Origin of the sequence: Acidovorax sp. (genome assembly GCF_016783915.1) — a bacterium.
GTDB lineage: Bacteria > Pseudomonadota > Gammaproteobacteria > Burkholderiales > Burkholderiaceae_C > Acidovorax.
The window spans coordinates 1-25,256 of the sequence record NZ_JADHVT010000020.1; the positions used below are offsets into that span (position 1 = coordinate 1).

23 protein-coding genes and 1 pseudogene are annotated in these 25,256 nt (G+C 65.2%); 8 read left to right on the forward strand and 16 right to left on the reverse strand.

What is annotated here, in order from left to right:
• Positions 1-706, forward strand: a 706-nt coding sequence (locus ISS20_RS06325; protein ID WP_291434827.1) for an anti-sigma factor, incomplete at its 5' end; no start/stop codon positions are given.
• Positions 707-761: 55 nt separating this feature from the next.
• Here the strand turns inward: ISS20_RS06325 and ISS20_RS06330 are convergent.
• The 12 genes from ISS20_RS06330 to ISS20_RS06385 all read right to left on the reverse strand — a co-directional run bounded on the left by ISS20_RS06330 (position 762) and on the right by ISS20_RS06385 (position 17,519).
• Complete coding sequence (locus tag ISS20_RS06330; protein ID WP_291434829.1) at positions 762-1,856, reverse strand: enoyl-CoA hydratase/isomerase family protein; 1,095 nt, start codon at positions 1,854-1,856, stop codon at positions 762-764.
• Positions 1,853-2,728 carry a DMT family transporter gene (locus tag ISS20_RS06335; RefSeq protein ID WP_291434906.1) on the reverse strand — a complete coding sequence of 292 codons (876 nt, stop codon included), beginning with the start codon at positions 2,726-2,728 and terminating at the stop codon, positions 1,853-1,855. Before ISS20_RS06335 ends, ISS20_RS06330 begins: the two co-directional genes overlap by 4 nt.
• A 91-nt stretch (positions 2,729-2,819) precedes the next feature.
• The gene (gene typA, locus ISS20_RS06340) at positions 2,820-4,643 is read right to left on the reverse strand and encodes a translational GTPase TypA (RefSeq protein ID WP_291434831.1); all 1,824 of its coding nucleotides are present in this window, start codon (positions 4,641-4,643) and stop codon (positions 2,820-2,822) included.
• The gene (truB, locus tag ISS20_RS06345; protein WP_291434833.1) at positions 4,640-5,641 is read right to left on the reverse strand and encodes a tRNA pseudouridine(55) synthase TruB; all 1,002 of its coding nucleotides are present in this window, start codon (positions 5,639-5,641) and stop codon (positions 4,640-4,642) included. The genes typA and truB overlap by 4 nt, the downstream gene beginning before the upstream one ends.
• Before the next feature lie 3 nt (positions 5,642-5,644).
• Complete coding sequence (rbfA, locus tag ISS20_RS06350) at positions 5,645-6,016, reverse strand: 30S ribosome-binding factor RbfA (protein ID WP_008904004.1); 372 nt, start codon at positions 6,014-6,016, stop codon at positions 5,645-5,647.
• An 18-nt stretch (positions 6,017-6,034) separates the two neighbouring features.
• On the reverse strand, positions 6,035-8,908 hold the full coding sequence (gene infB / locus ISS20_RS06355; RefSeq protein ID WP_291434841.1) for a translation initiation factor IF-2: 2,874 nt from the start codon (positions 8,906-8,908) through the stop codon (positions 6,035-6,037).
• A gap of 24 nt (positions 8,909-8,932) precedes the next feature.
• On the reverse strand, positions 8,933-10,417 hold the full coding sequence (gene nusA / locus ISS20_RS06360) for a transcription termination factor NusA (protein WP_056063891.1): 1,485 nt from the start codon (positions 10,415-10,417) through the stop codon (positions 8,933-8,935).
• Positions 10,418-10,497: 80 nt separating this feature from the next.
• Positions 10,498-11,094: a ribosome maturation factor RimP gene (gene rimP, locus ISS20_RS06365; protein ID WP_056063893.1), complete on the reverse strand. Its 597-nt coding sequence runs from the start codon at positions 11,092-11,094 to the stop codon at positions 10,498-10,500.
• A 289-nt stretch (positions 11,095-11,383) separates the two neighbouring features.
• Positions 11,384-14,749, reverse strand: a complete 3,366-nt coding sequence (locus ISS20_RS06370) for a DEAD/DEAH box helicase (RefSeq protein WP_291434908.1) — start codon at positions 14,747-14,749, stop codon at positions 11,384-11,386.
• A 201-nt stretch (positions 14,750-14,950) separates the two neighbouring features.
• Positions 14,951-15,352, reverse strand: coding sequence for a thioredoxin family protein (locus ISS20_RS06375; RefSeq protein ID WP_291434846.1), 402 nt, complete (start codon positions 15,350-15,352; stop codon positions 14,951-14,953).
• Positions 15,353-15,411: 59 nt separating this feature from the next.
• Positions 15,412-16,692, reverse strand: a complete 1,281-nt coding sequence (locus ISS20_RS06380; protein ID WP_291434848.1) for a cytochrome c — start codon at positions 16,690-16,692, stop codon at positions 15,412-15,414.
• A 14-nt stretch (positions 16,693-16,706) separates the two neighbouring features.
• Positions 16,707-17,519, reverse strand: a complete 813-nt coding sequence (locus ISS20_RS06385) for a c-type cytochrome (protein WP_291434850.1) — start codon at positions 17,517-17,519, stop codon at positions 16,707-16,709.
• Between the two features lie 170 nt (positions 17,520-17,689).
• On the opposite strand from ISS20_RS06385, the gene ISS20_RS06390 reads away from it, so the two are divergent.
• The 4 genes from ISS20_RS06390 to ISS20_RS06405 all read left to right on the forward strand — a co-directional run bounded on the left by ISS20_RS06390 (position 17,690) and on the right by ISS20_RS06405 (position 20,885).
• On the forward strand, positions 17,690-19,177 hold the full coding sequence (locus ISS20_RS06390; protein WP_291434852.1) for a PLP-dependent aminotransferase family protein: 1,488 nt from the start codon (positions 17,690-17,692) through the stop codon (positions 19,175-19,177).
• Between the two features lie 284 nt (positions 19,178-19,461).
• Positions 19,462-19,818, forward strand: coding sequence for a hypothetical protein (locus tag ISS20_RS06395; protein WP_291434853.1), 357 nt, complete (start codon positions 19,462-19,464; stop codon positions 19,816-19,818).
• A gap of 134 nt (positions 19,819-19,952) precedes the next feature.
• A complete protein-coding gene (locus ISS20_RS06400) occupies positions 19,953-20,114 on the forward strand; it encodes a hypothetical protein (protein ID WP_366827738.1) in 162 nt (53 codons plus the stop codon).
• Between the two features lie 201 nt (positions 20,115-20,315).
• On the forward strand, positions 20,316-20,885 hold the full coding sequence (locus ISS20_RS06405) for an ATP-binding protein (protein WP_291434855.1): 570 nt from the start codon (positions 20,316-20,318) through the stop codon (positions 20,883-20,885).
• Between the two features lie 64 nt (positions 20,886-20,949).
• Here ISS20_RS06405 and ISS20_RS06410 read toward each other — a convergent pair whose 3' ends face one another.
• The 3 genes from ISS20_RS06410 to ISS20_RS06420 are packed head-to-tail and all read right to left on the reverse strand — an operon-like array spanning position 20,950 to position 22,798.
• Positions 20,950-21,606, reverse strand: a complete 657-nt coding sequence (locus ISS20_RS06410; RefSeq protein WP_291434857.1) for a DsbA family protein — start codon at positions 21,604-21,606, stop codon at positions 20,950-20,952.
• 3 nt (positions 21,607-21,609) lie between these two features.
• Positions 21,610-21,882: a hypothetical protein gene (locus ISS20_RS06415; RefSeq protein ID WP_291434858.1), complete on the reverse strand. Its 273-nt coding sequence runs from the start codon at positions 21,880-21,882 to the stop codon at positions 21,610-21,612.
• 49 nt (positions 21,883-21,931) lie between these two features.
• Complete coding sequence (locus ISS20_RS06420) at positions 21,932-22,798, reverse strand: MBL fold metallo-hydrolase (RefSeq protein WP_291434859.1); 867 nt, start codon at positions 22,796-22,798, stop codon at positions 21,932-21,934.
• 124 nt (positions 22,799-22,922) lie between these two features.
• Between ISS20_RS06420 and ISS20_RS06425 the strand changes: the two genes are divergently transcribed.
• From ISS20_RS06425 to ISS20_RS06435, 3 genes and pseudogenes are all read left to right on the forward strand, one after another.
• The gene (locus tag ISS20_RS06425) at positions 22,923-23,816 is read left to right on the forward strand and encodes a LysR family transcriptional regulator (protein ID WP_291434862.1); all 894 of its coding nucleotides are present in this window, start codon (positions 22,923-22,925) and stop codon (positions 23,814-23,816) included.
• Positions 23,817-23,922: 106 nt separating this feature from the next.
• Positions 23,923-24,162 (forward strand): annotated as a pseudogene (locus tag ISS20_RS06430) (LysR substrate-binding domain-containing protein); the annotation flags it as partial.
• Between the two features lie 76 nt (positions 24,163-24,238).
• Complete coding sequence (locus ISS20_RS06435) at positions 24,239-24,589, forward strand: FlxA-like family protein (protein WP_291434864.1); 351 nt, start codon at positions 24,239-24,241, stop codon at positions 24,587-24,589.
• Between the two features lie 63 nt (positions 24,590-24,652).
• On the opposite strand, the gene ISS20_RS06440 is transcribed toward ISS20_RS06435, so the two are convergent.
• On the reverse strand, positions 24,653-25,078 hold the full coding sequence (locus ISS20_RS06440) for a hypothetical protein (protein WP_291434865.1): 426 nt from the start codon (positions 25,076-25,078) through the stop codon (positions 24,653-24,655).
• Positions 25,079-25,256 lie beyond the last annotated feature (178 nt).

Consider the following 25,256-nt stretch of genomic DNA (forward strand, 5'->3'; position numbering starts at 1 on the left):
CCCCGTTCCCGATGCCTTGCTGGCCGCAGCATTGCGCGCCACAGACCGCCGGGAGCAACAGGCGCAGTGGTGGCGTTGGGGTGGCATGGCTGCATCGGTCCTGCTGGCTTTTGTGCTGGGTTGGACGGGCCGCAGCCAGTGGCCCGCAGGGCTACCCGGCAAAACGCTGGCGACTGGCCAAGGAGCCGCGCTGGTGGTAGCCGAACCCGCACAGCGCTTCGCACAGCAGGCCTCGGTGGCCCATGCGGTGTACCAACCCGAAGTGCGTCACCCCGTAGAGGTCACGGCTGCCCAGCAAGACCACCTGGTGCAATGGCTGTCCAAACGGCTGGACCGACCGCTGAAAGTCCCTGTGCTGAGCGCCCAGGGCTATGAACTGGTGGGAGGCCGGTTGTTGCCCGGCGATTCCGGCGTGCGCGCGCAGTTCATGTACCAGAACAGTGCAGGCCAGCGGATCACGCTGTACCTGGGTGCTCTAGCGCCCACCATGCCCCGCCCCGCCAGCGACAACAGGGGCGAAGACACCAGGGCGCGCGTGGAAGCAATTGCGGCAGCGCCCACCACCGCGTTCCAGTTCACCCACGAAGGCCCGGTGCCGGGCTTTTACTGGACGGATGCAGGCTTTGGTTACGCTCTGAGCGGGCAGTTGTCACGCCCCGAGTTGTTGAGCCTGGCCACAGCGGTGTACCAGCAGCTGAACCCCTGACGCGCCATCAGGGGGCCGTCGTACCGGCGTGCCCGACAACTACGACCTTCGCCGGTCAGGACAAATGGGCCAGCGGATGGGCGTGTGCGGGCCAGGGGCTGGCAAAGAACGGTGCCACCATCTCCGGCGTCACATCTTCAATGCGGTCCGGATTCCACTGAGGCGCATGGTCCTTGTCCACGGCCAGGGCACGGATGCCTTCCACGGTCTCACTCTGTCCTGGGCGCAGGAAAAAGCAGTGGCGCACCATATCGCGCTCCATGCGCAGGTCGTCGGCCAGGCCCATCGCACGGGCGCGGCGAATCTGCTCCAGCACCACATGCAGCATCAGTGGCGAACGCTTGCGCAGCGTGGCGGCCGTGGTGCGTGCCCAGTCGCTGTCGGCGGCCTCGAGTGCCCGTACGATCTCGCCGACGGTTGGCAGCGCAAAATATTGGTCAATATCGGCCAGAGCGCTAGTACCGCTTGCCTGAGATGCTACAAATTGAGAAGCAACATAGGCCTTGATGGCCGCGCCATCTGCAAAGCTTTGGGTAGCCAGCGCATCCCACACCGCTGCCTGCCGGTCTGAGGGCAGACAGCCATCGGCCAGCTGGTAGGCAATGGCATCTCCCGCGCCGATGGTGTCACCCGTCAGGGCCAGCCACTCGCCCACGCGGCCCGGGCAGCGGCTCAAGAAGTAACCCCCGCCCACGTCCGGGAACAGGCCAATCGCCGTCTCGGGCATGGCCATCTTGGTGCGCTCGGTCACCACGCGCAGGGCGGCGCCCTGGCTGATGCCCATGCCGCCCCCCATCACGATGCCATCCATGAAGGCGATGTAGGGCTTGGCGTAGTTGTGGATGAGGTGGTTGAGCGCGTATTCCTCGGTGAAGAAATCTTCGATCAGCGGGTTGCCCTGGCTGCCCGCCTGGTGCAGAAAGCGGATGTCGCCACCTGCGCAAAAGGCACCAAACGGGCCTTCCTTGTTGCTGCCACGAATGGCCACGGCCAGCACCCGCGCATCGTTCTGCCATGCCAGCAGGATGCCCATCAGGTCACGCACCATACCCAGCGACAAGGCATTGAGCGCACGCGGGCGGTTCAGGGTAATGAAGCCCACCTGGCCACGCACTTCGCTCAACACTTCAGACACAACCGTCTCCGTCATTTTTGTTCCTTCCAACCCAACAGTTCATTGAAAACCAGCGCACCGATCACCAGTGCGCCCCCAGTCAGCACCGCCGTGCCGGGCTTTTCGCCCGCGCCCAGCCATGCCAGCAAGATGCCAAAGATCACTTCAAGCAGACCTAGCAGCGCCATCTCGGGCGCCTTGAGCACGCGCCCGCAGCGCACAGCCAGCACACAAGGGATGGCCAATTGCACCACGCCCAGCAACCCCAGCAGGCCCAGGTCGTGGGCCGACGCCTGAAAAGGCAGCGCCAGCGGCAGTGTGGCCACCACCGAAATCACTGCGCCGACCAGCACCGCAGGCACGAGGTCCACCGCATGACCATGGCGCTGCGAATGTTGTACCACCGTCCAGTTGATGGCGGCGGCCACCGGCACACACAGCGCCACCAGCGTGCCCGCCAGAGGGAGGCCCGCCATTTGCGAACCATACATCCACGCAATGCCCAGTCCCGCCACGGCAATCGCAGCCCAGGTGCGCGGGGCGATGTGGTGGCCAATGAACACCCTGGCAAACAGCGCGGTGAGCAGTGGCCCCACTGCCATCGTGACCAGCACATTGGCCACCGGCATCAGCACCAAGGCCACCATGAACGCCGTGAACATCACGCTCCAGCACACGCCAGAGATCCACAACGCACGGCCACTGTGGCGCATGGAGGCAAACACCGCCCTGCCCTGCAGCGCGGGCAGGATGACCAGCAGCGACAGCAGCGTGAAAAAGCTGCGCCAGAAGGTCACCTCAAAGCTCGCAGCATGTTCCAGGTGGCGCGTGACTACGCCGGCGATGGACCACATCAGGGTCACCGCCACCATCACCACCACAGCACGGGAATGTGTCAACTTCAACAGAGGCTCCAGGATTCAGACGGCAAAAAGGCCACTGCGTCGCAGTGGCCCCTTTTTGAACGTGCTCTGAGCGTTACTCTGAACGCTCCGCCGATCAGGACCGGGAGGCGCGCTTGCGCTCGTTTTCGGTCAGGTGGCGCTTGCGCAGGCGCACGGACTTGGGCGTGATTTCGACCAGCTCGTCGTCCTCGATGAATTCCACGCCATATTCGAGCGTGAGGTCGATCGGGGGCGTGATCTTGATCGCGTCTTCCTTGCCAGAAACACGGAAGTTGGTCAGCTGCTTGGTGCGCGTGGCATTCACCACCAGGTCGTTGTCGCGGCTGTGGATGCCGACGATCATGCCTTCGTACACGGGGTCGTTGGCCTTCACGAACATGCGGCCACGGTCGTCCAGCTTGCCCAGGGCGTAGGTGAAGATTTCACCGTCGTCCATGGAGATCAGCACGCCGTTCTTGCGGCCGCCGATGTCACCCTTGTGCGGTTCATAGCTGTCGAAGATGTTGCTGATGAGGCCGGAGCCGCGCGTCAGGTTCAGGAATTCGTTGGTGAAACCGATCAGGCCACGGGCCGGAATGCGGTACTCCAGGCGAACGCGGCCACGGCCGTCGGACTCCATGTTCACCAGCTCGCCCTTGCGCTCGCCCAGGGCCTGCATCACGCCGCCCTGGTGGCCTTCTTCGATGTCGGCCGTCACCAGTTCGATAGGCTCGTGCTTGACGCCGTCGATGTCCTTGAACACCACGCGGGGCTTGGAAACGGCCAGCTCGTAACCTTCGCGGCGCATGTTTTCCAGCAGGATGGTCAGGTGCAGTTCACCACGGCCCATCACTTCGAAGATGCCTTCTTCGTCGGTTTCGTTCACGCGCAGGGCCACGTTGTGCTGCAGTTCCTTTTGCAGGCGGTCCCAGATCTGGCGGCTGGTCACGAACTTGCCTTCGCGGCCGGCCAGCGGGCTGGTGTTCACGCAGAAGTTCATGGTCAGCGTGGGCTCGTCCACCTTCAGCATGGGCAGCGGCGCGGGGTTGGCGGGGTCGGTCACAGTCACGCCGATACCGATGTCTTCGATGCCGTTGATCAGAACGATGTCGCCGGGGCCAGCCAAGGGGGTCTGCATGCGATCCAGGCCCTGGAATGTCAGCACCTGGTTCACACGGCCCTTCACGGCCTTGCCATCAGGGCCTTCCATGACGACCACGTCCTGCATGGGCTTCAAAGTGCCCTGGCTGATGCGGCCCACGCCGATGCGGCCCACGAAGCTGGAGAAGTCCAGCGCAGAGATCTGCAACTGCAGCGGCGCGTTGGCATCGCCCGTGTTGGGGGGAACGTGCGAGAGGATAGTGTCGAACAGGGCCGACATGTCGGGGCCCCACTGCTCACCAGGTGCGCCTTCTTCCAGCGACGACCAGCCGTTGATGCCCGAGGCGTACACCACGGGGAAGTCGAGTTGTTCGTCGGTGGCACCGAGCTTGTCGAACAGGTCGAACGCGGCGTTCACCACCTTGTCGGGGTTGGCACCGGGCTTGTCCACCTTGTTCACCACCAGGATGGGGCGCAGGCCCAGCGCCAGGGCCTTCTTGGTCACGAAACGCGTCTGGGGCATGGGGCCTTCTTGCGCGTCGATCAGCAGCACCACGCTGTCCACCATAGACAGCGCACGCTCCACTTCACCGCCGAAGTCCGCGTGGCCGGGGGTGTCCACGATGTTGATGTGCGTGCCCTTCCAGCTCACGGCGCAGTTCTTGGCCAGGATGGTGATGCCGCGTTCCTTTTCGATCGCGTTGTTGTCCATCACGGTATCGACGACCTTTTCATGGTCGGCGAAGGTGCCGGACTGGCGCAGCAGCTGGTCCACCATGGTGGTTTTGCCATGGTCAACGTGGGCAATGATGGCGATATTGCGGATTTGTTTAGTCATAGTTTTTCCAATATGCCGCTGTGCGCCATGGACGCGGAATGCGGCGTGCTTTCCAAAATTTGTTGAATTTCCAGCGGACTCAGGAGCCTGTCCGGCACCAGCTCCCCGCCCACGATGTGGCCCACCCCCAGCAGCGCCGGGGGATTCTCGCCAAACACCGCCACGGCACTGGCATCGGGCCAGTTGCCACGGCGACGCACGCCCGACAGGAATCGGGCTGCATTCTCACCGTCCAGCGTGACACGCATGTGTTGTGTCAGCAGTGACTCGGGCGCTTCCAGACTGGCCAGGCGTTCTGCCTCGGGCATGGCCTCCAGCTGGGCCAGCGTGACACAGCGCTCCACACCAATGCCCCCAGTGTCGATGCGGCGCAAGAAGGTCAGGTGAGCCCCGCAGCCCAATGCCGCACCAATGTCTTCACCCAACGTACGGATGTAGGTGCCTTTGCTGCAGGTCACTATCATTTTAATAGCTGGCTGCGCTTGATCCGTATGCACCAGCGTCAGCTTGAGGGCATGAATGATCACGTCCCGTGCTTCGCGCTCCACCGTGACACCGGCGCGTGCATATTCGTACAGCGCCTTGCCGTCCTTCTTGAGCGCGCTGTGCATCGGCGGCACCTGGCGGATGGGACCCGTGAACTGTTGCTGCACAGCCGCCAGGCGCTCTGGCGTGAGTTGGGCAGCATCTACATCGCAGCGTTGCACCACGTCCCCCTCGGCATCGCCGGTGGTCGTGGTGGCGCCGAGCAGCGCAATCGCCTCGTAGGTCTTGGCGGCATCCAGCTGCAGCTGGCTGAACTTGGTGGCGGCGCCGAAACACAGAGGCAACACGCCCGTGGCGAGCGGATCCAGCGTGCCCGTATGGCCCGCTTTCTCGGCGCGCAGCAGCCATTTCGCCTTTTGCAAGGCGTCATTGCTCGAAAGGCCGAGCGGTTTGTCGAGCAGCAACACCCCATGCACAGGGCGCCGCTGCACCCTGGTGCGTGGCGCGTGCATGGACTAATCCTCTTTGGCGCGCGAAGACACCGCCTTGGCGATCAAGGCGTTCATGTCGGCTGCACGCTCGGAGGTGCGGTCGAACACGAAGTGCAGCGTGGGCACGGTGTGGATGTGCAGGCGCTTGAACAAGCCGTTGCGCAGGAATCCAGCCGCCTGGTTGAGCGCCGCCTGGGTTTCCACAGGGTCGCCCGTCAACAGGCTGAAGAACACCTTGGCATGGGCATAGTCGGGAGTCACCTCCACGCCCTGCAGCGTCACCATGCCCACGCGCGGGTCTTTCAACTCGCGCGCGATCAGCTCCGTCAGATCACGCTGGATCTGGTCGGCCACCTTGAAGGCGCGGTTGGGGGTGGAAGATTTCTTCGCAGCCATATCGTCGTCACCGTGGCTTTACAGCGTCCGGGCGATTTCCTTGATGTCAAAGAACTCGAGTTGATCGCCTTCCTTGATGTCGTTGTAGTTCTTGAGCTTGATACCGCACTCAAAGCCTTCCTTGACATCCTTGACATCGTCCTTGAGGCGCTTGATCGAGTCGACTTCGCCGGTGTAGACCACCACGTTGTCGCGCAACAGGCGGAACTTGGCGTTGCGATGGACCATGCCGGACGTGACGTACGAACCCGCCACAGTACCGATCTTGGTAGCAACAAACACGGTGCGGATCTCGGCCGTGCCGATGATTTCCTCGCGCTGCTCGGGGGCCAGCATGCCGGACATTGCGACCTTGAGCTCGTCCACGGCGTCATAGATGATGCTGTAGTAGTGCAGGTCCACACCATTGCCTTCGGCGAGTTTGCGGGCACCGGCATCGGCGCGCACATTGAAGCCGATCACGATGGCCTTGGAGGCAATCGCCAGGTTGATGTCGGACTCGCTGATGGCGCCCACAGCGGCATACACCAGTTGCACCTTGACCTCGTCGGTCGAGAGCTTGAGCAGCGACTGAGCCAGCGCTTCTTGCGAGCCTTGCACGTCGGCCTTGACGATGATGGGCAGGGTCTTGACCTCGCCCGCCGTCATGTCAGCGAACATGTTTTCCAGCTTGGCAGCCTGCTGCTTGGCCAGCTTGGTGTTGCGGAACTTGCCAGCACGGTACGTCGCGATTTCGCGGGCACGGCGTTCGTCCGTCAGCACCATGAACTCGTCACCGGCCTGTGGCACTTCCGTCAGACCTTGGATTTCGACAGGGATCGATGGGCCTGCCGTCTTGGCAGCCTTGCCGTTTTCATCCAGCATGGCACGCACGCGGCCATAGGTCTGGCCTGCCAGCACGATGTCGCCGACCTTCAGGGTACCCGATTGAACCAGCACCGTCGCGACCGGGCCGCGGCCCTTGTCGAGCTGGGCTTCAATCACAAGGCCCTTGGCCAGTGATTCCACCGGAGCGCGAAGCTCCAGCACTTCAGCTTGCAGGAGTACTTGCTCCAGCAGAGTGTCAATGCCCATGCCGGTCTTGGAAGACACCGGTACGAATGGCGAATCACCGCCGTACTCTTCGGGCACGACCTGCTCCACGACCAGCTCCTGCTTGACGCGTTCGAAGTTGGCATCGGGCTTGTCGGCCTTTGTAATGGCCACCACGATCGGAACACCAGCTGCCTTGGCGTGCTTGATGGCTTCCTTGGTCTGGGGCATGACGCCGTCGTCGGCTGCCACCACCAGAATCACGATGTCCGTGGCCTGAGCACCACGGGCACGCATGGCCGTGAAGGCCTCGTGACCCGGGGTGTCGAGGAACGACACCATGCCGCGTGGCGTTTCCACGTGGTAGGCACCAATGTGCTGGGTAATGCCACCGGCTTCGCCCGCTGCCACTTTGGCGCGGCGGATGTAGTCCAGCAGCGAGGTCTTGCCGTGGTCCACGTGACCCATCACGGTCACGACCGGAGCGCGCGGCAGCAGTTCTGCGGTTTGCTGGCCTGCATCTTCGTCGGTGAAGGCTTCTGGATCGTCCAGCGCAGCCACCACGGCCTTGTGGCCCAGCTCTTCCACCACGATCATGGCCGTGTCCTGGTCCAGCGGCTGGTTGATGGTGACCATCTGGCCCATCTTCATCAGCGCCTTGATGACCTCGTTGGCCTTGATCGACATCTTGTGCGCCAGTTCGGCCACGGTAATGGTCTCGGGCACATGCACTTCGATGATGCGCGCCTCGACCGGTGCGGCCTGCTGGTGATCATCACGGTGGTCGCGGTTGTCGCCACGGCGGCCACGCGGACCACCACGCCAGTTGTTGCGACCGACACCGCCGCTGCTGTCGCCACGGGTCTTGATTTCTTTCTTCTTGGCGGTGTCGTTGGCCCAGCTGGAGGACAGCTTGGCCGACTTCACTTCCTTGCCAGCGCCAGGCGTACCTGCGCCTGCTCCGGCAGCGGCGGGAGCGCCTGCGCGCGCCACGCCAGTGCCCACTGCCGGCTTGTGCAGGGTGCCCTTCTTGGCGTCGCCCACAGCAGCAGGCTTGGCCACTGGCTTGGGTTCCTCGGGCTTCTTGGCCACCATGACCGCCTTCTTGGGCGTGGCCATCATGGAGCGGATAGCAGCAGCTTCGGCCTCGGCCTTGCGGCGGCGTGCATCCAGGTCGGCCGCACGGGCGGCTTCTTCATCAGAGCGTGCCTTGGATTCGGCAGCAGCCTTTTCGCGGGCTTCGTTCTGTGCTGCCGTGCGCGCAGCGGCTTCGGCAGCCTGTTCGCGGGTGGCTTCCTGCTTGACCGCAGAGGCCTGAGCCTTCTTCTCAGCTTCCTGAGCAGCGTAGGCGGCAGCGCGCTCTTCGGCTTCGCGCTCGCGCTTTTCGCGGGCTTCGCGCTCGGCACGTTTTTCGGCCAGTTCCGCCTCCTGGCGGCGGATCAGCTCGGCCTGGCGGCGGGCTTCTTCCTCGCGGCGGGACAGTTCGAGGTCTTCACTCGACACAGCGGGTTCTTCCACCGCCGCTGGTGCGTGCGACTCTGCAGTGGCCTCTGCACCTTCGTCGCGCTGAATGAAAGTGCGCTTCTTGCGAACTTCCACCTGGATCGTACGGGCCTTGCCTGTAGCGTCCGCCTGCTTGATTTCGCTGGTGGACTTCTTGACCAGCGTGATCTTCTTGCGATCGGCCGAGGCCGTGCCATGGCTGGCCTGCAGGTAAGCAAGCAGTTTTTGCTTGTCCGACTCGGTCAACGCGTCAGAGGGGGCAGCCTTGCCCACGCCCGCAGCCTTGAGCTGGTCGAGCAGGGTTTCAGGCGATTTTTTGAGTTCGGTAGCGAACTCGGCGACAGTGTTACTGGACATATGTGGTTCGTGCCTCCCTGACCTTTACTCTTGCCCCGCGAACCAATGTTCGCGCGCCTTCATGATCAAGGCTTTGGCTTCCTCTTCAGACTGTCCGGTCAGGTCGGTCAGTTCATCAATGGCCAGATCGGCCAGGTCGTCACGTGTGTGCACACCACCTTCTGCCAATTTGGCAATCAGCTCGGGGGTGAGGCCTTCGAGGTCGCGCAGGTCCTGGGAGACCTCTTCCACGCTTTCCTCACGGGCGATTTCCATCGTGAGCAGCGCATCCTTGGCACGGGCACGCAACTCGTTGACGGTGTCTTCGTCGAAGCTTTCGATCTCCAGCATTTCCTGCAGGGGTACGTAAGCCACTTCTTCGAGGCTGTTAAAGCCTTCGGAGATCAGGATGTCGGCGATTTCCTCGTCCACATCGAGCTTTTCCATGAACAGCTTGCGGGCCGTGTCGGTCTCGTTGGCCTGCTTTTGCGCGCTTTCGGCGGCGTCCATGATGTTGATCTTCCAGCCAGTCAGGTCGGACGCCAAGCGCACGTTCTGACCACCACGGCCGATGGCGATGGCGAGGTTTTCCTCGTCCACGACCACATCCATGGCGTGCTTTTCTTCATCGACCACGATGGAGGACACGTTGGCCGGAGCCAGTGCGCCAATCACGAACTGTGCGGGGTCTTCGGACCACAGCACAATGTCCACACGCTCGCCAGCGAGTTCGTTGGTCACCGCATTCACACGGGTGCCACGCACGCCGACGCAGGTGCCGATGGGGTCCACGCGCTTGTCATGGGACAGCACGGCGATCTTGGCGCGCGAGCCGGGGTCACGAGCGCAGGACTTGATCTCCAGCAGGCCTTGCTCGATCTCGGGCACTTCCTGGCGGAAGAGCTCAATCATGAACTCGGGGGCCGAACGCGACAGGATGATGGGAGCGCCGCGCAGCGTCAGATCCACTTCCATGATCATGGCCCGCACGCGGTCGCCACTGCGCAGGTTTTCCTTGGGGATCATTTCGCTGCGACGCAGGCGGCCTTCCACGCGGCCGGACTCGACAATGATGTCGCCCTTGTCCATGCGCTTGACGGTACCGGTGAAGATCTTTTCGCCGCGCGACATGAAGTCGTTAAGCAGCATTTCGCGCTCGGCGTCGCGAATCTTCTGCAGAATGACCTGCTTGGCAGCCATGGCGCCAATACGGCCGATGGGCACGGACTCGACACCCTCTTCGATGTACTCACCCACTTCGATGTCCGGAATGCGATCCTTGGCATCCATCAGCAGCTCTTCAGCTTCAGGATTCTGCAGGCCAGCGTCGTCGGGCACCACCAGCCAGCGACGGAAAGTCTCATAGTTGCCGCTGTCGCGATCCACGGACACGCGAATGTCCACCTCGCCCTGGTACAGCTTCTTGGTAGCCTGGGCCAGGGCCGACTCCACGGCACCCAAGACCACATCACGCTCCACGTTCTTTTCGCGCGAAATGGCCTCAACCAACATCAACAATTCGCGATTCATGCGACGACTCTCCTGTTTCAATCACCCGAGGGCGGGGGCTGCGCGCTGCGGCCACCCACCCCACATTTTTCAGCAGCAAATCAGGCAGGCGCAGCCCCGGCCTTGCCTGCGCGCCCCTTGAAGTCCACGATGGGCGCAAGGCGCACATCCCGGCATTCGTCCAAGGTGAAGCCCATCGCCTGCAATGGGGCGGGCACGCGTTTCTTGCTGACTCTTTGACCTGGCTTGACCGGCGGCTCGTCGCTCCAGACGATCTGCCAGCCTCCGGCCTCGGCCCGCTCCAGCGTGCCGCGAAATTTCTTGCGGGTGGCGTTGACCTGCCCTCCCGCTGCTGCGGCGCCGATGGGCGCCTTCAGGGTGATATCGATGACCGAGCCTTCGAAGCGCACAAAATCTTGCTCGTGGCGCAGGGGCCGGTCAATACCGGGGGACGACACTTCGAGGCGCTTGTACTCGACGCCATCGACCTCCAGCGCAAACTGCAACTGGCGGGTGACCTTCTCGCAATCCTCGACCGTCACGAACTGTTCGATCACGGGCTGGGGCGCGTCAGCGGCCGGCTGCACCCAGGGCAAGTCGATGGTGACGCGCAACAGGCCGCCGGCAGAGCGCTCGATCTCCACCAGGTCATACCCCAGGCCCGTCACAATTTGTTCAACGACTTGCTGCAATGCCACGTGTTCAGTTCAATCCCGGAAAAACAAAAAACCCGATAACCCCCGGAGACTCTTCCCCGACAGCTTCGAGCTCCAAAAGCGTTCGACCAAAAAAAACGGGCGGTTGGTACCCGCCCGTTTGGTCGTGAGATTCGTATTGTAGCGTGCAAAGTGTTGATGTGCAAAGGCGCAGGCAGGGAAAACTGTTGTCAACACGCTCAGGCAGGGCGCTCAAGCCAGTGTCCATGCAGCCTGCCGGGCGGTGTCATGCCTCAATGGCACCACACGCTTGTGCAACCTGCGCCAGCAGCTATGACAGTGATAGCGGCTGCAGCAGTTCTGCCAGATCGCTTTCGGTGAACAGCGGCTCCTTGCGGGCGGCCGCACCACTGTAGAGGCTACTTGCCAGCTGGGCCTTGCGCTCCTGCAGCGCCAGAATCTTCTCTTCAATCGTGCCCTGGGCCACCAGCTTGATCACCCACACGCTTTGCATCTGGCCAATGCGGTGGGCCCGGTCGGTGGCCTGGTTCTCTACTGCCGGGTTCCACCAAGGGTCGAAATGGATCACCGTATCGGCCTGCGGCAGATTCAGCCCCACCCCGCCCGCCTTGAGGCTGATGAGAAACAAAGGCACTTGGCCGCTGGCGAACTGCTCGATGATCGCGTCGCGCTTTTGACTCTGCCCCGTGAGCTTGACCCAGGGCAGGTCGCGCTTTTTCAGCTCGGTCTCGATCAGCCTGAGCATGCTGGTGAACTGCGAGAACAGCAAAATGCGCCGCCCCTCGGCCAACATTTCGGGCAGCAGCGTCATCAAATGGTCCAGTTTGGCCGAGGTCTCCACGGCCTTGGCTGCTTCCAGCGGCACCAGCTGCGGGTGGCAGCACACCTGCCGCAGCTTGAGCAGCGCATCCAGGATGGTGATCTGCGATGAGGCCAGCCCCTTGGACTGCAGGGCCTCACGCACGGTTTTTTCCATCCCCAGGCGGATGGTTTCGTACAGGTCGGCCTGTGCGCCGGTCAGCTCCACGGGCATGACCGATTCGACCTTGGGCGGCAGCTCATCCGCCACCAGCGCCTTGGTCCGCCGGAGCATGAAGGGCGTGATGCGCGCGCGCAACTGGGCCATCCGCGCGCCGTCGCCCTGCTTTTCGATGGGCGTGCGAAACACCTCCTTGAAGCGCTGCTGGCTGCCCAGAAAACCCGGCATCAAAAAGTGGAACAGGCTCCAGACCTCGCCCAGGTGGTTTTCCATGGGCGTACCCGACAGGCACAAACGGTGGCGCGCCTGCAGCTCGCCCACCACCTGCGCAGCCTGGCTGCTGGCGTTCTTGATGTTCTGGGCTTCGTCCAGCACGACCAGGTGCCACTGGTGTGCCAGCCAGCGCTCACGGTCGCGCTGCAGCAACGAATACGGAGCGATGACCAGATCGTGTTCGGTGACTTCATCGGCCACTGCATGGCGACCCGCGCCATGCAGCACCAAGCATCGCAGGCCTGGGCAAAAGCGCGCGGCCTCGCGCTGCCAGTTGCCCATCAGGCTCACGGGCGCAATGACCAGTGCAGGGTCTGTCAGCCGCCCCGCATCTTTTTCGACCTGGATGTGCGCCAGCGTCTGCAGGGTCTTGCCCAGGCCCATGTCGTCGGCCAGCACCCCGGCCAGGCCGTGGGCGCGCAGAAACTGCAGCCAGTTCAGACCTTGTTGCTGGTAGGGCCGCAGCGTGGCCCGCACGCTGGCAGGCAGCGGCACCTCGGGCAAGGCGCTAGCGCCCTGCAACTGCGCCACCATGTCGCGCAAGGCACCAGCGCCCTGCCACACCGCGCCCTCACCCAGCGCTGCGCTGGTACGCAGGGCGTCCAGGCGCGAGAGCTTCAGGCTGTCGGCGTTGAAGTCACGCGCGCGATCACCCACCAAATCCAGCAGCGCCGCCATCCAGAGCCGCAAGGTGTCGGTGGGCAGGCGCACAAACCCGGCGCCGGTCAATGAGGGCATGTAGACATGCGCAGGCAGCTGGGGCAGGCCCGTCGCAGGGTCCTGCGGCTGGGCCGCTGCGGCGGCAATCAGGTCGGGTAGCCAGGGCAGGATGTTGTGGCGCACACCACTGATCTCCATGCCCAGTGACAGCGCAAACCAGGGCGATGTAGTCGCGTCGTCACCCTCTGGCTGCAGCGCCACATCCAGCCGGTCGGCATGCTGAACCCAACCATGCAACGGAGCATCCAAAGTGACATCAAACCCCGCGTCGCGCAGCGCTGCAAAGCCGTCGTCCGCCCAGTGCATCCAGTCGTCCTGCGGACGCTCGCCAGGGATGCCGAACAGGCCGTCGTCGGTGGCCAGGAGGCCCAAACCCTCCAGGCGTTCGACAGCACTGCGTTCAGCCACCGCATCGCGCTGCAGCAGCACCTGGTCCCCGTCAGCACCGGGCACCAGCACCGCCAGCTCCTGCCCTGCCCACCAGCCCACACGGCCCTGGTAGTCAAATCGCAATTGGGCGGTGATGAGCCCCATTTCGACCACCTTGTCAGCAGGTGTCGAGGCCAAATGCAGGCGCGCTACGGGTTTCACCCCCCGCACCTGTGTGAGCGGACCCAGCGCCGGCGGCAACGGCAACACCCCGCCAATGCGGCGGACCACATCGGCATGGTGTTTTTGCAGCGCCGCAGCACTGAGCGCGGGCGCCTTGAGCAGCATGGCCACCTGCGCAGGGCTCAGGCCCTCGGCGTGCACCGGGCCGCAGACCCCGTGGGCGGCGTCCAGGTACAAGGGCGGCTGGTTGTCGCACAGGATGGCGGTGCCGCCAGGCAGCGTGGCCTGCAGCCCCCAGACACTCTCGCCACCCTGGGCAGGCACAGACGCCTTCCAGCCCCACGCGATGGGCAGCGGATCACCCCAATGCAGGGGGGTGCCCACCGTGGACCCGCCGGCATCCACAAACAGGCGGCCCGTGGCGGCCGCCTGCTCCAGCGCCAGCAAGCCCACCGCGCCCTCCAGCACCCCGATGGGCGCGACGCTGTACGCCGAGTAGTACCCCACGCTGCGTGGCATGGCGCGTAGCAGTTGCAGCACCTGGCGGTCGGCATCGCTGGCGCGGTCGTACACCGCCTGGCCCGGTGCTGGCTGCGTGCGGATCTGCTGGGGCTTGGCCCAGCCGCCAGTAACCTTGGGGTAAGAGACCACGGCCTCCAGCTGCAGCTGCGGCACGGTGGTGCGCGGCCGCCCTACGGTGGAGACCAGATAGAGATAGCACTCGGGCCGCTCAAGCCGCTCTGGCCGCCCGCCCAGGGCCTGGGGTGCAGCGGCAACACTGCCGAGGGCCCGGTCCCAGTCCTGCAACCAATGCAGCAGCCGCGCCTCGGCCTCGGCGCGCGCCAGGGCCTCCTTGCGGTCCTGCTGGCTCTTGCGCGCGTCTGCAGCCCGTGCGGACGAGGGGCTGAGCGCAGGGTCCTGGTGCGCAGCCTCCAGGGTCAAGGCCACGGCGTGTTTGCAATCCGCTCCCACGGGGCAATTGCAGTCGCCCGACCAGTGCTTGACCTGCCCGTTGGGCGCGAGAACCAGTTGCACGGACACCTCATACGGGTCGGGCAGGCTGCCCTGCACCTCACCCGCCAAGACCCAGCGCCCCCCGGCCTGCGGTGCAATGCCCACACGCACCACGTCCGCCTGGCGGTACAGCTCCATGCCCCGCTCCCAGGCGCCCTTGTCGCACTGGGCCTGCAGCGAATTGAGCGGGAACCAGGGTGGATGGGGTGTGGACACAGATTTCGAGCAAAAAGTGGCTGTAGCGCTAGAAGATCATGCGCTATCAGCTATCAAAAAAAGAGCAGTCCAGATATGGGCGGTGGCACGGCAACCACCACTGCCAGCCCGCGAGACCGCCCGCTAGGCGCCGCGTGCTGCGCGCACCCGGTCGAAAACGCCCTGCGCTTCGCTCCCCGCCCCGGCACCACCGGGCGCCGACGCCTGCAGGCTGGTCAACAACCGCGTAAGCACCGGTGCCTGCGGCAACAGCGGGCCCAGGAACAGAGCCCGCTTGCCATCAGCAATCAGCAAGGTGGGGAAGGTCTCCACATCCAGGTCGCCCGCCAGCTCGGATTCGTCCTCGATGTCCACCCACTCAAAGCGCACCCCGGGGTGCGCGCGCGCCAATTCGTCAAACAGCGGACGGTAGTCGCGGCAGGTGCCGCACCAGCCTGCGCACAGGCACACGGCCCACCAGCCGCCGGGCGTGGCGGTCGCAGGGCTCGTGGGGGTGGGTTCGGGCAGTGCGGCGGGACTGGACATCAAAAGGGCTCCTGAAGGGCAGCGCTACGGAGCGGCTGGCGCTGGCCCATGGCCCGGCGCTACATGCCGCGCCGCTCGCGAGCGCGATAGACCTCGATGGTACCCACACCCGGCGCCTGGTTGCCCCAGCTGTTGCGCACAAAGGTGGTCACCGCCGCCACCTCATCGTCCGACAGCATCTGCTGAAACGGCGGCATGCCATGCGGGCGCGGGTTGCCTGCGGTGGCGGGCAGATAACCTCCCTGCAACACCACACGCACCAGGTTGGTCGGGTCGGCCAGCGTGACAGCGCGGTTGCCCGCCAGTGCCGGAAACGCGCCGGGCTCGCCCTGCCCCCGATCGCCGTGGCACTGTGCGCACTGCTGCTCGTACACCTTGCCGCCCCGCGCCATCGCGCTGGCCGGGGGTGCGGCCACGGTGGCAGGCGCCTTGCGGTCTTGCTGCGGCAGCGCCTGCAGGTACACGGCCATTGCGCGCGCATCGGCATCGGTGAGGTACTGCGTGCTGCGGAACACCACCTCGGCCATGGGGCCCAGCACCGAGCCGTGCGGGGCCACGCCGGTCTTGAGCAGCGCCACCACGTCGTCGGTCGCCCACTCCTTCACGCCCGCCTCGGCCGCCGCATTGAGCGCGGGGGCGTACCAGTTCTGCACGGGGATCAGCCCGCCGGTAAAGGCCTTGGCGTCGGTCGTGGCGCCCAGCGCGTTACGCGGCGTGTGGCAGGCCGTGCAGTGACCCAGGCCATTGACCAAATAGGCGCCACGGTTGTACTCGGCCGTTTGCGTCGGTGGGGGTTGGGGCGCCCCCGGGGTAAAGAACAGCGCCCGCCACACACCCAGCGCCGCCTGCGTGTTGTACGGAAAGCGCAGCGCGTGGTCGCGGTTGGCTTGTGCAGAGGCGGGCACGCTTTGCAGATAGGCAAAGATGGCGTCCGAATCCTCCCGCGCCACTTGCGTGTAGTTGGGGTACGGGAAGGCCGGGTACAGCAGCCGCCCGTCCTTGCTGCGGCCATGGTGCATGGCGCGCCAGAACTCGGCCGAGGTCCAGCTGCCAATGCCTTGCAACCTGTCGGGCGTGAGGTTGGAGCTGTGCACCACGCCAAACGGCGTCTCGATGCCGCGCCCGCCTGCAAACGGCGCGCCGCCCTGGGTGGTGTGGCAGGCCATGCAGTTGCCGACGCGGGCCAGGTATTCGCCGCGCTGCACCAGCTCAGGCGTGGATTGCAGCGTCTCGGCGGCGGGCAGCGGCTCTTCGCCACGCAGGTTCAGGGTGATCAGCACCGCTGCGGCAATGCCGAGCGCCGCCAGCACGGAAGAGAGGGTCCAGAGGATGCGTTTCATCGGTGCATCCCTTTTCAGCGTGCAGCCGATGCGGCCACGGGAACCTCGGCCACACCGCCGCAGCGCGCAGGCATGGCGGCAGGTAACGTGCGGGCAGGCTTGCCACCCGCAGCCACGGGCTGGGCGGCCAGCCAGGCCGAGACAGCGCTCACGTCATCGGGCGTGAGCTGGCGGGCAATATCGGCCATGCAGTCGGGCACGTGCGCGCGGCGCTGGCCGGTCTTCCAGGCGCCGAGCTGGCTGTTGAGGTAGTCACGCGGCAGGCCCAGCAGGCCGGGGATGGACGGTGCCACGCCCGTCATGGCCGCGCCGTGGCAGGCCACACAGGCGGGAATGCGGCGCGCCGCGTCGCCCTGCTGCACCAGCTGGCGGCCCTGCTCCAGCGCGGCGGCGGGCGCTTGTGGTGCGGGCGGCGGTGGGTACGGCAAGTCGAGCGCGGCAAAGTGCTCGGCCATCTCGCGCAGGTAATCGTCCGTCAGGTGCTCGATGAGGTAGCCCATCTGCGGGTAGCTGCGCCGCCCGTCCCGAAAGTTGAGCAACTGGTTGGCCAGATAGCCTGCCGGCTTGCCCGCAATGCGCGGAAAGTAGCCGTCGGGCGTGGCCCGGCCCTCTTTGCCGTGGCACGCGGTGCAGGCCAGCACGCGTGAAGACATGGACGACGCGGGCACCGTGGCCGCAGCGGATGCGGTGGCAACCGGGGTTGCAGGGGTGGTGCTGGCAGGCACCGTCTGGGCCACAGCGCCAGCGCTCAAGGCCACCGCCAACAGGGCAGTGGCCGCAGGCAGGCTGAGAACGGGGCGCAGCAAGTTGCGCAAGCAATCGGTCATGGGGATCTTTTTGTCCGGGAAAGAAACGGTTGGGTGGCCCACAGCGGCCAAACACGCAAGGCGTGCGCCCACACAGTCCGCCACTCTACGCCCGCCCTCAAAAACAGTACAGATTCAGTTTCGAGTTAAAAATACAGATCAGTTCGCCCTGCATCAACCTTGCCCTGCCCATGAAGCGCTACGAACGCCACGCCGACGCCATTGCCCAGCTCATCCACAGCGGCGCGCTGCGCCCTGGCGACCGCGTGCCCTCGGTACGTGAGGCCAGCCGCACACGGGGCATCAGCCCGTCCACCGTGTTCGAGGCGTATTACCTGCTGGAGGCCCAGGGTCTGATCCATGCGCGCCCGCGCTCGGGCTACTACGTCAGCGCCCGGCTACCAGGTACGGCCGAGGTTCGACCCGCGGAGCCCCAGCCCTCGCAGCCCGCCGCCACCTCCACAGGCGTGGCCATCAGCGACCTGGTGTTCGAGGTGCTGGGCCTGGCGCGCGACCGCGACCTGGTGCCGCTGGGCTCGGCCTTTCCGGGGCTGGAGCTGTTTCCACTGGAGCGCCTGGCGCGCTGCCTGGGCAGCGGCATGCGCAAGCTCGACCCTTGGACCATCGTGCAAAGCCTGCCGCCCGGCGACGAACGCCTGCGCCAGCAGATCGCCCTGCGCTACGGCGTGCACGGCATGGCGGTGGATGTGGAAGAAATCATCATCACTAACGGCGCCATGGAGGCGCTCAACCTCTGCCTGGAGGCCGTCACCCAGCCGGGCGACGTGGTGGTGGTCGAATCGCCCACCTTCTACGCCGCGCTGCAGGCCCTGGAGCGGTTGAACCTGCAGGCGCTGGAAATCGCCACCCACCCGCGCGATGGCATCGACCTGGCGGCGTTGGCGCAAGCACTGGAGCGGCAAACACCCCGCCAACCCATCAAGGCCTGCTGGCTCATGCCCAGTTTTCAGAACCCGCTGGGCAGCCTGATGCCCGAGGACAAGAAGCGCGAGCTGGTCGCCCTGCTGGCGCGCCACGGTGTGCCGCTGATCGAAGACGACGTGTATGGCGAGCTGCACTTTGGCCCCCAGCGCCCGCCCCCAGCCAAGGCGTTTGATACCGAAGGGCTGGTGATGCACTGCAGCTCGTTCAGCAAAAGCCTGGCGCCCGGCTACCGCGTGGGCTGGGTGGCGGCGGGCCGATTTGCCACGGCGGTGCAGCGGCTCAAGCTCATGACCACGCTCTCGGCCGCCACGCCATCGCAGCAGGCGCTGTCCGAATACCTGGCCCAGGGCGGCTATGACCGGCACCTGCGCCAGCTGCGCCGCAGCCTGGCCGAGCAGCAGGCGATGGCCCTGGCAGCCGTGGCCCAGCACTTCCCACCCGGCACCCGCGTATCGCGGCCTGAGGGTGGGTACTTCTTGTGGGTGGAGCTACCGCCTGAAGTGAACGCACTGGAGTTGCACCGCCTGGCGCTGCAGCAGGGCATCAGCCTCGCGCCCGGGCAGATCTTCTCGGCCGACCAGCGGTTTGCGCACTGCGTGCGCATCAACTACGGGCATCCGGCGCAGGGGCGGCTGGAACCAGCGCTGCGCACCGTGGGCCAACTGGCCAAGAGCTTGGCGACCGCCGCGACGGAAAGCCCGGCACTGCCAAAGAACTATCAAAACAATAGCTAAACAGACATACCGGTCTGGCGCATAGACCGATTTTCATCAAAACCCCGACACCAAAAACCGGCGCACAGCCCCTGGCAAAACCCCACCGCTTTGCGCCACCCGCCACGCACTGCGCCAGCCTTGCATCAGGCTGACACCCCACGCACCGCGTTGGAAAAGCCCAACCTCGGGTTCTCCCGCAGCAGGAGCAGCGCTTGCGGCGGCATACTGGCGCCCGCCCGTTCCCCGGGCAGTGCTCCACGGCGGACCACCCGCCCAGCCCTCCAACCCCAACGCCCAGCACCATGGCCGCACCCCAGCATGTTCCGTTTGTGATGGTGGAAGACGAAGACGACTGGGTTGTCTCGTTCGCGCTGGGCCCCCGAGGGGCCGACCGCCTCACCCTCGTGCGCACCCCCCACCTCGAATTCATGCTGCGGCCCGAGCAACGCGGCGTCTCGGTAGGTGCCGAGGCTGGCCAGCGCCCCGCACTGCTGGTGGCGGTGCAGTGGGGCCACAAATGTGTGGACGTGGTGTCCACCGCCAAGCGCTATAGCCTGGACATCAGCAAGGTGGACAACGCCACACGCAACGCGGCGCTGCGCGTGCTGGGCAAGATGAACTTTGACCAGCGGTTTCAGCTGGCCGACGGCTACCCCTGACCGACTGTCGCCCGGCACGCCCGCGCCCTGCATCCGCTGCGCCGCGAGATGAAGCATGGGCTGGCCGGGGTCCACACCATCGAACCGCCAGCCCGCTGGCCGAGCCACTGTGCTGCTTGATAGACGATAGCCCCATGGGCCCCTATGTCCGCACCGACGCGAACAAGATCACCACCGTGCCCGGCGTGTATGCCGCTGGCGACCCGACGCAGATGCGGCACAACGCCACGCTGGCATCTGCAGAAGGAGTGCTGGCGGGCGTGGGGGCGCACCAGGCGCTGGTGTTTGGTACCTGAAAAGCGTGAAAGGCAAAGGACGGGCGACAGATTGACGCAGCCCGTACCCGCCGCCTACACTGCCCAGGCGCATCTGGCCTTGGAGTCAGAGCGAACCGCAAAGCCCTCCACCGCCGTTGAGGGCTTTTCTTTTTTGTCCGCCGCATTGAAAGCTCTCCCTGCTTGCAGAGAGGGCTTTTTGCATTTCTGGAGTCCTTTTTGATGCACACCACTTCCGCCCACACGGCCGCCGCAGCAGTTGCCCCCGCCCCCCGCGTCCACCTGGTCATTGGGCCAGTGGGTGCGGGCAAGTCCACCTTTGTACGCCAGCTGGTGCAGCAGCACCGCACCGTTCCGCTGAACCTGGACGACTGGATGGCCACGCTGTTTTCGCCCGACCGGCCCGACCAGCCCAACGCCGATGGGATGGCCTGGTACGTGCCCCGCACGCTGCGCTGCCTGGCGCAGATCTGGAAAACGGCCGAGGCCGTGCTGAACGCGGGTGGCGATGTGGTGCTGGAGGTGGGCCTGATCCAGCAGCAACAGCGCGATGCCTTCTACGCCCGCATGGGGGCATGGGCCGATGCCACGGTGGTGTATGTGCTGGACGCGCCGCGCGAGGTGCGGCGCGAGCGTGTGTTGCGGCGCAATGCCGAGCAAGGGGAGACGTTTTCGATGGTGGTGCCGCCGCACATCTTTGAGCTGGCCAGTGACTTGTGGCAGCCGCCTGGCGATGTGGAGTGCGCGGACCACACCGTGGTGTGGGTGCCCGTGGCAGACCACAGGGCTTGAAGACATGGCGCAGGCCTTGCTGCAAATTGCAGTGTGGGCAACAGCGCAGCCCGAGCCGCGCCGCTCAGGCCTGCGCCACCTGCTGCAGCAGCGCGTCGAAGTTGCCGTGCAGGGCCTGGCTGCCCAGCACGCGGCGGCGGCCGGTGGAGGCGTCGCCCACCGCCAGTTGCGGAACGCCCTGCGCACCCAGGTCTTGCATGTCGGCGCGGGCGGCGGCCACGCGCTGCAGCATGGCAGCGCGCAGGGCATCGGTGGGCTCGCGCACCAGGGTTGCAGCGCCGTGCAGGCCCAGGGTGCCCAGCACATCGGCCAGCACCGTGGTCACCGTGGTGTCGAGCCCGTCCACATACCGTGCGTGCTGAAAGGCGTGCAGTGCCTCCAGCTCGCGCGCGGGCTCGGTCTGCGCCACTGCGGTGAGGGCCAGCGTGGCGGGGCCCGAGTCAAAACGCCCGGTCGGCTGGCCCAGCACCTGGTCGCGGTAGGCCGGACTGAACGGCTGGCCGGTGAGCTGCGCGATGCGCTGATCGTTCGACCAGGCGTAGGCCGCAAATTGCGCGTCCATGGGCCGTGCGCCTGCACCCGCAAACAGGCCGGTGGGCGCCAGCGCTACCTGTACGCCGGGCGTGGCTTGCAGGCGGGCCAGCACCGGGGCGGCGGCATAGCACCAGCCGCACAGGGGGTCGAACAGGTAGGTGACCGTGGTGGGTTGCATGGAGGGCATGGGTCAGGGTCTTTCTTCAGAGTCTGAGGATGTGGCGGCTGCCAGCGCAGCTTCAAAGGCGGCAATCTCCTGGGCCAGCGTGCCCCGGCTGCGGAAGTGGCGGGCAGCGCGGTCGTACCAGTTTTCGGCGTCTTCCAGGTCGCCCTCCTGCAGGTGCAGGATGCCGTGCAGCCACGCTGCGAGCATGGAGCCGTCGTGCTGCACCAGATCGTGCGCCGCGTTCCAGCGCCCGGCGTGCAGATGCTGCAGGACTTGTTGGAGCGGGTGCGTGGTCACGATCTGGTTCCTTTCAACAACTTGCTTTGACAGCTTTCAGCACGTCATCTCACCACTTCATCTCGCCCTTGTTGACCTTGGCGCCGATGTCCAGCGACAGGCCCATGGGCGCTGCGGGGTAGGCCTTTTTCATCGCGTCGATGAGTTCGGCGCTGGTTTGGGTGGCGGCGGCGTTCTTCTCAAACGCTTGCAGGTAGCCCTTGGTGTAGCTGATGTTGGCAGCGTCCAGCGCGCCACCGGCGGGCATGTGGCCGGGCACCACCACCGTGGGCTGCAACGCGGCCATTTCGTCGAGCTGGGCCACCCAGGCGCTGCGCTCGGCCACGGTTTGCGTGTCGGCCGTCCACACATGGGTGTTGGTGCCAAACACGCCGATGGTGCCGACCACGGCCTTGATGGACGGGATCCACGCATACGGGCGGTGCGCCAGCAGGCCGGTGGTGCCACGGATCTCGACTGTCTGACCGTCCACGCTCAGCGTGTTGCCGGCGATGGCCTTGGGCAGCACGGGCGTGCGCGGTGCATTGGCGCCCATCTTGGGGCCCCAGAACGAGAGCTTGGTGGCGAGCTTGGCGTTGATCTTCTCCAGCACGGCGGGCGTGGTCACCATGTCGGCCTTGGGGAAGATTTCTTTCAGCGTTTCCACGCCAAAGTAATAGTCGGGGTCGGCCTGGCTCACGTAGATGGTCTTCAGCTCTTTGCCGGTGTCGAGCACGTTGGCTGCAATGCGCAGCGCGTCGGCACGGGTAAAGCCAGCGTCGATGACCATGGCTTCTTTGTCGCCATAGACCAGCGTGGAGTTGACGTTGAAGCTGTTGCCATCGGCGTTGTAGACCTTGACCTGCAGCGGCTGGGCGGCCTGGGCGCCGGTGAAGGCAACGGCGAAGGTGGCGGCGATGAGGGTGGTGCGGAACATGGTGGTTTCTCCAGGGTTTTGAGAGGTTGGATAGATGACGGAATGAAGTTTATTTGCGCCAATCGATCCAATAAACCCGATAATTCGCGCATATTTGTTTCATAAATCGATCAAATAACCCCCTATGGACCGCCTGACCGCCATGCATGTGTTTGCCGAAGTCGCCACCAGCGGCAGCTTCAGCGCCACGGCCGACAAGCTGGACATGTCACGCGCCATGGTCACGCGCTATGTGGGCGAGATGGAGCAGTGGCTGCAGGCCCGCCTGCTGCAGCGCACCACCCGCAGCGTGACGTTGACCGACGCGGGCGAACACGCGCTGCGCCGCTGCCAGCAGATGCTGGCGCTGTCGCAAGACCTGGAAGAAGAAACCGCCACCACCACCGAGGGCGCGCTGCGCGGGCAGCTGCGGCTGACCTGCAGCGTGTCGTTTGCGTTTGCGCAGATGGGTGCGGCGATTGCCGACTTTCTGGCGCAACACCCGCAACTCAAAATCGACCTGGACGCGAGCGAGGGATCGCTGAACCTGGTCGAAAAGCGCATCGACCTGGCCATCCGCATCAGCGCCGAGCCCGACCCGCTGCTCATCGGCCGGCCGCTGGCCCGCTGCGATTCGGCCCTGGTGGCCTCCCCCGCCTACCTGGCCGCGCACGGCGTGCCGCAGCAACCTGCCGACCTGGCGCAGCACCGGTGCCTGAGCTATGCCAACTTTGGCAAAAGCGTATGGCAGCTGACGCAGGGCGATGTGGTGGAGCGTGTGGGCGTGAGCGGCCATTTCAGCGCCAACGAGGCCACCACGCTGATGCGCGCCGCGCTGGCGGGCGGTGGCATTGCGATGCAACCGACCTATCTGGTCAACCCGTATCTGCACTGCGGCGAGTTGCAGGCCGTGCTGCCGGGCTGGGACTTGCCGGCAATGACGATCTACGCGCTGTACCCGTCACGCAGGCACTTGTCACCTGCAGTGCGAGCGCTGCTGGATTTTTTGGTGGAACGGTTTGCAGGGGTGCCGTGGTGAGGGTGGCTGGACAGCCAGAAATCGCTACGCTTTTGATAGCTACTCAGGCATATTCCTCTAGCGCATCCGGCCACTTTGGTTAGAAAAGACCCTCACCTTTGCAGGAGAGGGTGCAATGCCCGGCGCCACCACCTGAGCGCTGGAGGGCCACGGCGTGCTGATGCGATCCGAATGGGACGTGGCGGTCCACCTTTCCGCAGGCCGCTTGCTGCGCGTGCTACCAACATGGTCGCTGCCGGCGGCCGACGTGACGCTGGTCTACCCCACACGCAGCGATCTGTCGGCCAAGATGCGCGCGCTGACGGACTTCCTGCGGGAGTGGTTCTCAGCACTGCCGCGTGCATGAAGGCCAGCAGGCCGGAAGACATCGCGCGGACTGGAGCCACGGCTTGAGATTTCTGCGGATGTGCCGATAACCCGACATGCAGATCTCAAGTGCAACCCCATCGACGGGCACAGCGTCCAGCGCCAGTGCAGCCAGCAACATCAACAAGCTGCAAAAACGGATGCGCGAACTGACAGACGAACTGCGCAACGTTGCGGGACAGGACATGGAGGCAAAGGCCAAGCAGGAGAAGGTCAAACTGCTGCAGGCCCAGATCCAGATGGTGCAGCAACAGATAGCCGCCATCCAGCGCCAGATGCAGCAAGAGCAGATGGACCGGGCCCAGGCACAGCAACAGGCCAAGGCCAGCCAGCAGCCACGATCCACCCCGGTGAACAAGCCGCAGAGCCTGCCTGGGTTGGGAGAGTCGGTCGATACCTTTGCTTAGTGCTGTGGCACTGCGCGAGGACATGCCACGGAGCATGCAGCCTCACGCAGTTCTGGATAGCGACTAGGGCCTGTTCACCAAGGTCAGCGTGGCAAACGGCAGGTGGTGCATCAGCTCGCGCAACACCAGCAGCGTGCCCGCAAAGACAGGATCCTCCGGCAGGCCTTCGTGTGCTGCGGGGCGCCCCTCGGCCACAGCGGCCAGGCGGTTGAAGAGACGCTCCATGGCCTCCAGCGTCAGCACGCGCTGGGCCCCCGGCGGCACGCCCGCCAAGGTGGCCAGGTCATGCAACGCCGCATCTGCAGACCATGGGGTCCACACCTGCCCGCCCGGCAGCAAGCCTTGCAGTTGCTGGTGGGCCACATGGACTTCATCCTCCACCACCGCAATGGCGTTTTCCAGCTCCAGAGGAGTGGGCACGGCATGGCGGAAAAACTGGCGTGCAATGCGCTCGCCACCCAGCGGCAGACTCAGCCGCACAGAAGGCATGGGGGTATCTACCCCAGCAGCCCAGAGCACCTGGCGAGGCCCAGGTGCAAGCCACAGCTCCACGCACCCGGCGGGCCGTTGCGCCGCGCCTGCTGGTAGCTGCGTGTGGCCGGGTCGTCGGCAGCAAGACTGTGTTGCTGCGCCTGTGCCAAGGCTGCTGGGAGTGAAGAAAAGGATG